This is a genomic window from Maribacter sp., from assembly GCF_039968975.1.
GTDB lineage: Bacteria > Bacteroidota > Bacteroidia > Flavobacteriales > Flavobacteriaceae > Maribacter.
This window is the reverse complement of sequence record NZ_JBDVOT010000250.1, coordinates 1-4,378: the sequence shown is the minus strand read 5'-3', so window position 1 is coordinate 4,378 and position 4,378 is coordinate 1. Positions and strand designations below refer to the sequence as shown.

6 protein-coding genes are annotated in these 4,378 nt (G+C 34.5%); 3 read left to right on the top strand and 3 right to left on the bottom strand.

Annotated features, from left to right (window positions below):
• The 3 genes from ABJI11_RS17420 to ABJI11_RS17410 all read right to left on the bottom strand — a co-directional run.
• Nucleotides 1-460: DEAD/DEAH box helicase (locus ABJI11_RS17420; protein WP_348355155.1), on the bottom strand; the 460-nt coding region annotated here is incomplete at its 3' end.
• 88 nt (nucleotides 461-548) lie between these two features.
• Nucleotides 549-1,130: a hypothetical protein gene (locus tag ABJI11_RS17415; RefSeq protein WP_348355152.1), complete on the bottom strand. Its 582-nt coding sequence runs from the start codon at nucleotides 1,128-1,130 to the stop codon at nucleotides 549-551.
• A gap of 89 nt (nucleotides 1,131-1,219) precedes the next feature.
• Nucleotides 1,220-2,434, bottom strand: a complete 1,215-nt coding sequence (locus tag ABJI11_RS17410; RefSeq protein WP_348355149.1) for a patatin-like phospholipase family protein — start codon at nucleotides 2,432-2,434, stop codon at nucleotides 1,220-1,222.
• Between the two features lie 246 nt (nucleotides 2,435-2,680).
• On the opposite strand from ABJI11_RS17410, the gene ABJI11_RS17405 reads away from it, so the two are divergent.
• The 3 genes from ABJI11_RS17405 to ABJI11_RS17395 form a co-directional block, all read left to right on the top strand.
• Nucleotides 2,681-3,265, top strand: a complete 585-nt coding sequence (locus tag ABJI11_RS17405; protein WP_348355146.1) for a TetR/AcrR family transcriptional regulator — start codon at nucleotides 2,681-2,683, stop codon at nucleotides 3,263-3,265.
• Between the two features lies 1 nt (nucleotide 3,266).
• Nucleotides 3,267-3,932 (top strand): nucleoside-diphosphate sugar epimerase, encoded by a 666-nt coding sequence (locus ABJI11_RS17400; RefSeq protein WP_348355143.1) that lies wholly within the window; start codon nucleotides 3,267-3,269, stop codon nucleotides 3,930-3,932.
• A 15-nt stretch (nucleotides 3,933-3,947) separates the two neighbouring features.
• Nucleotides 3,948-4,378 (top strand): nitroreductase family protein (locus ABJI11_RS17395; protein ID WP_348355141.1); only part of this gene is annotated, 431 nt, incomplete at its 3' end.

Genomic DNA, 4,378 nt, shown 5'->3' with positions numbered 1-4,378 from the left:
CATCCAAAACCAAGTACTTTAATTTTTTGATATCTAAAGCCTCTCGTTTTACCAAGTCAACCAGTCTACCAGGTGTTGCCACAATAATCTGTGTTGGTGTTTTAAGTCGTTCTATTTGTGGTTTTATAGGGATTCCGCCACAAAGTGCAGCAATTGAAATCTCTGGGTTGTTTGCATATGACAATAAATTGGCGTGTATCTGTTGCGCCAATTCTCTAGTAGGAGCTAAAATAACAGCTTGTACCGTAGTACTTTTTGTATTGATCAATTGTAATAACGGTAAACCAAAAGCAGCTGTTTTTCCGGTTCCAGTTTTTGCCAAAGCAACAAGGTCCTCTTTTTGTTCAAGAATAACAGGAATACACTTTTTTTGAATATCTGTGGGTACGGTAATCTGTAATTCTTCTAGATTTTCTTGTAAATCGTTAGAAATTCCTAAATCTAAAAACTGGCTTGACATAAAATAATTTTTCAGCAAAGATAGGTACAGTTAATCAGGGAGTAACAACAAACTCATTATAAGTGATACAGATTAAAGATAATTACATTTATTCTTGCCAGCCCCATGGATCAGCAGGAGTTGCAATTGGTTTTGTAATATCCATCACCACTTTAAAAACCCGGTCAGTATCCAGCCTTCTTAAATTATATGTAAAAGTGTTATCATCTAAAGTAATCCACCAAACGTTTGTTGCCGCACCCGGAATCATTTTTTGGGTAGCAACGTCAGCAGGAAAAAACTGAATATCTACTTTGCCGGCGTTACTTGCAGTACCACCATAAAAATTGATATCATCTTCGATATCATCTTCGCTACCATCTTCATGTCTATGGTCATGTTTTAAGGTAAGAATATCATTGTTCTTGGTTAAGATCCATATTCTAGATTTGTCATCACCTACAAAAAATGGAATCTTAATTTCAGTATCCGAACAAGATTTTACATGCATAATAAGTTTTTTGCCTCCAAAATTTTCATCTTCTTCAGGTAAGGCTAAACTCCCCTCATATGCCTTACCACAATGGGATTGTAGTGTATTCCAAAATACTTCTGAAGGAACTGGCTCTTGACCCATTAATGGTAATACAAATAATAAAAATGTACTGTAAATAATCTGTTTTAATGTCATGATGATTTGTAGTCTAGTTTCTCAAAAATAGGAAAAACCATTGGTCAATTTTTCTGAGAACATATATGGGTTGCATTATTTTAAAAAATCTAAACAGATGTTTCCCAAGAATTCCATCTATCCATACCTTCTTGATACCATTTATCTCCTTGTAAAAGTGTTAAATCATTATTACGCTCTACTTTAAACTCTATGGGCTGGTTGTAAAGCTGACCGGCTTTCCAGGCGTTAAAACAATTAATAAGTGATTCAATCTCTTCATCTTTTGTCAGGTCCATATCTAGTTTATATAACTCTTGAACTAATGGTATTACCTCGTTTGGTGTATTTGCATCAAAATGAATTAATGGGGACAAGCGAATTATTTGGTCGTTAAGAAGCATACCGGTAGATGCTTTCAAGAACATCATAGCAATATAATTAGCGGTATCCGGTGGTTGGTACAAAATTGTTTTTGCTTGGTGTAAAACTGTTTCTTTAAAGAAGTTTAATTGCGGTTTCCATCTAGAGAAGGCAAATTTCTTTCTTCTAAAAATTAAAGCGATTTGTTTCCAATTCCAAAAGTCTTTTTTGGCATCCGCTGACATAAGAGAATTACTTGTGCCTAAAGAAACTACTTGTATAGTTTTCAAATCTACACCCAATTTGTAGGCTTCAATGATTCCCGCTAAAATAGGATTGTTAAATCCGCCTAAGGCACCATCCCATAATTCATAAAATATATCACTTCCTTGAGCTTTAAATCTGGCAGGAAAATCAAAATATTGAACAGGAGCATTAGAAGAACCGTTTATGGCTTGTGTTAACCTTACCGAATCATACCCTTCTGGATTTGAGGAAAAAGACTTAAAAAATTTTGCCCTATTATTTAGCGCATCATATGTAGCAACTACAAGTTTTAATGATTCTTTACCTATTAATCTAGGTAGTTCGTTCATTTGTACTTTATCCACTTCTGGGAATAAACTTTCAAAAGCTTCTTTTTTACGTTTGGCACTGTATTTAGGTCCAAATCCGGCATTGAAAAGTCCGAGGTAATCTACTGGGAAATAACGGTCTTTAAATGAGTTTTTATGAAAAATCAGTTCTCTATTCTGTTGTTCCTTAAATAAGGATATTGCCTTGTCAATAGTATAATTTTCTGCAAGTGCGGCAAGAACAATGCTACCGCCAGAATTGGCAATAACTAAATCAAATTGTTGTAAAATTTGATGACCATTAATGTTACCGTATCTGTCTTTAAGAGTAAGAAGTTGTATGATTGCCCAGCTACCGCCGCCATCTAAAGAAAGAATTTTAAACATATTAATGGCTTAATTTAATAACCTAAAGATAAGTACTTGAATAGGTAATTAAAAAGCAACGCGGGAACTACCTTAACTGAACTATCTAAAAGTACTATTATATCTGATAAGTCTATTATAGAATGTTCTTAGAATAGTTGAGGATATCATGTTATTCTTTTATAGTTAAGCTGATAAATTAAAGTTGTGTTAATAAAAAAGAATGAACGTTCATTTTCTGTAACTTTGTATCTAGATATAATACAAATGGCAGCACTTCAAAAAAGTATAGACAAACGTAATGCATTGATTAATGCAACCATAGAGTTGGTAAACAATGACGGTTTTCATGCCACACCCATGAGCAAAATTGCAAAAATGGCATGTGTGTCCCCAGCTACCATTTACTTATATTTTGAGAATAAGCAAGACTTGGTGAACAAGACCTATATAGAGGTTAAAGCTAGTTATACTGCTTATGCGTTTGCCACGTACAATGATGCCATGTCCGTTCAAAAAGGTTTTGAGGTTATATGGAAACGTATTGCCGAGTTTAAACTTAAAGAAAGTGCTCATGCAATGTTTTTAGCTCAATGTGATAATACCCCAATGATCGATGAGGAAAGCCGACAAGAGGGCATTAAGCATTTACAACCATTACTAAATCTATGGGCACGTGGTAAGAAAGAAGGTCTAATTAAGCCTGTTTCAGATTATATGCTGTATGCATATGCCATTAATCCGCTTTCATTTTTAATGATTGCTCAAAATCGTGGTTCCGTTACCTTGGATGATGAGCAAATGGAGCAAGCATATGAAGCAGCGTGGAGCAGTATAAAAGTTTGTCAGTAATATGAAAAAGACGGCTATAATTTTAGGGGCATCTGGTTTAACCGGAGGTTTATTGTTAGAGAAGTTAATTCATGACGATAGATATGAAACCATAAAACTATTTTCAAGATCACGTATAAACGGATTGCCAAATAAAGTCATACAATATATAGGGAACCTATTAGAGCTTTATCAGTTTAAAAACGAATTTACAGCAGACGAAGTATACTGTTGTATAGGTACTACGGCAAAGAAAACCCCAGATAAGAAATTATATAGGGCAATTGATTACGGTATTCCTGTTGCTGCAGCTAAACTGGCTAAAGAGAATGATATTTTTACTTATCTAGTCATATCTGCTATGGGAGCAAATAAAAAAAGTAAGGTCTTTTACAATAGAACAAAAGGCGAAATGGAACAAGATGTAGTTAACCTGGGAATACCTAACACATCTATTTTAAGACCATCTTTAATTGGTGGAGAAAGAGATGAGCAAAGAATGCTGGAGAAAATAGGTTTGGTTATTTTTAAAGTGATTCAGCCGCTATTTATTGGTCCGCTGAAAAAATACAAAATTATAGATGCAGAAAACATTGCCCAAGCAATGTTGAATTTAGCAAATACAACGAGTAATACAGATGTTGTCATAACATCGAACGATATAGAACAATTAGCAAAATCAACTTAAAATAGAAAGATTAACATGGAATTATTAGATAAATTAAATTGGAGATATGCCGCCAAGGCAATGAACGGCGAAAAGGTAGCTGAAGATAAAGTGGAACGTATTTTAGAGGCGGCCCGCCTTGCCCCTACTTCTAGTGGATTGCAACCGTTTGAGATTATAGTGGTTAAAAATCAAGATATTAAAGAAAAGATTAGACCTGTAGCTTGGAACCAGTCTATGATTACAGATTGTTCTCACCTTTTGGTATTTGCAGCTTGGGATAATTATACAGAAGATAGAATCAACTACATGTTCGATTTGACCAATGAAATTCGTGGTTTCAAAAATGAAGGATGGGAAAATTACCGTAAGATGTTGTTAGATATGTATCCGCAGAAGGATCCAGAAGAAAACTTTAATCATGCTGCTAAGCAGGCTTACATTGCGTTTTCTCAATCTATTGCTGC

Bases quoted from the DNA above. Each gene is read 5' to 3' on its own strand.
- ABJI11_RS17415 (WP_348355152.1), bottom strand. From the start codon at position 1,130: ATGACATTAAAACAGATTATTTACAGTACATTTTTATTATTTGTATTA.
- ABJI11_RS17405 (WP_348355146.1), top strand. From the start codon at position 2,681: ATGGCAGCACTTCAAAAAAGTATAGACAAACGTAATGCATTGATTAAT.
- ABJI11_RS17400 (WP_348355143.1), top strand. From the start codon at position 3,267: ATGAAAAAGACGGCTATAATTTTAGGGGCATCTGGTTTAACCGGAGGT.
- ABJI11_RS17410 (WP_348355149.1), bottom strand. From the start codon at position 2,434: ATGTTTAAAATTCTTTCTTTAGATGGCGGCGGTAGCTGGGCAATCATA.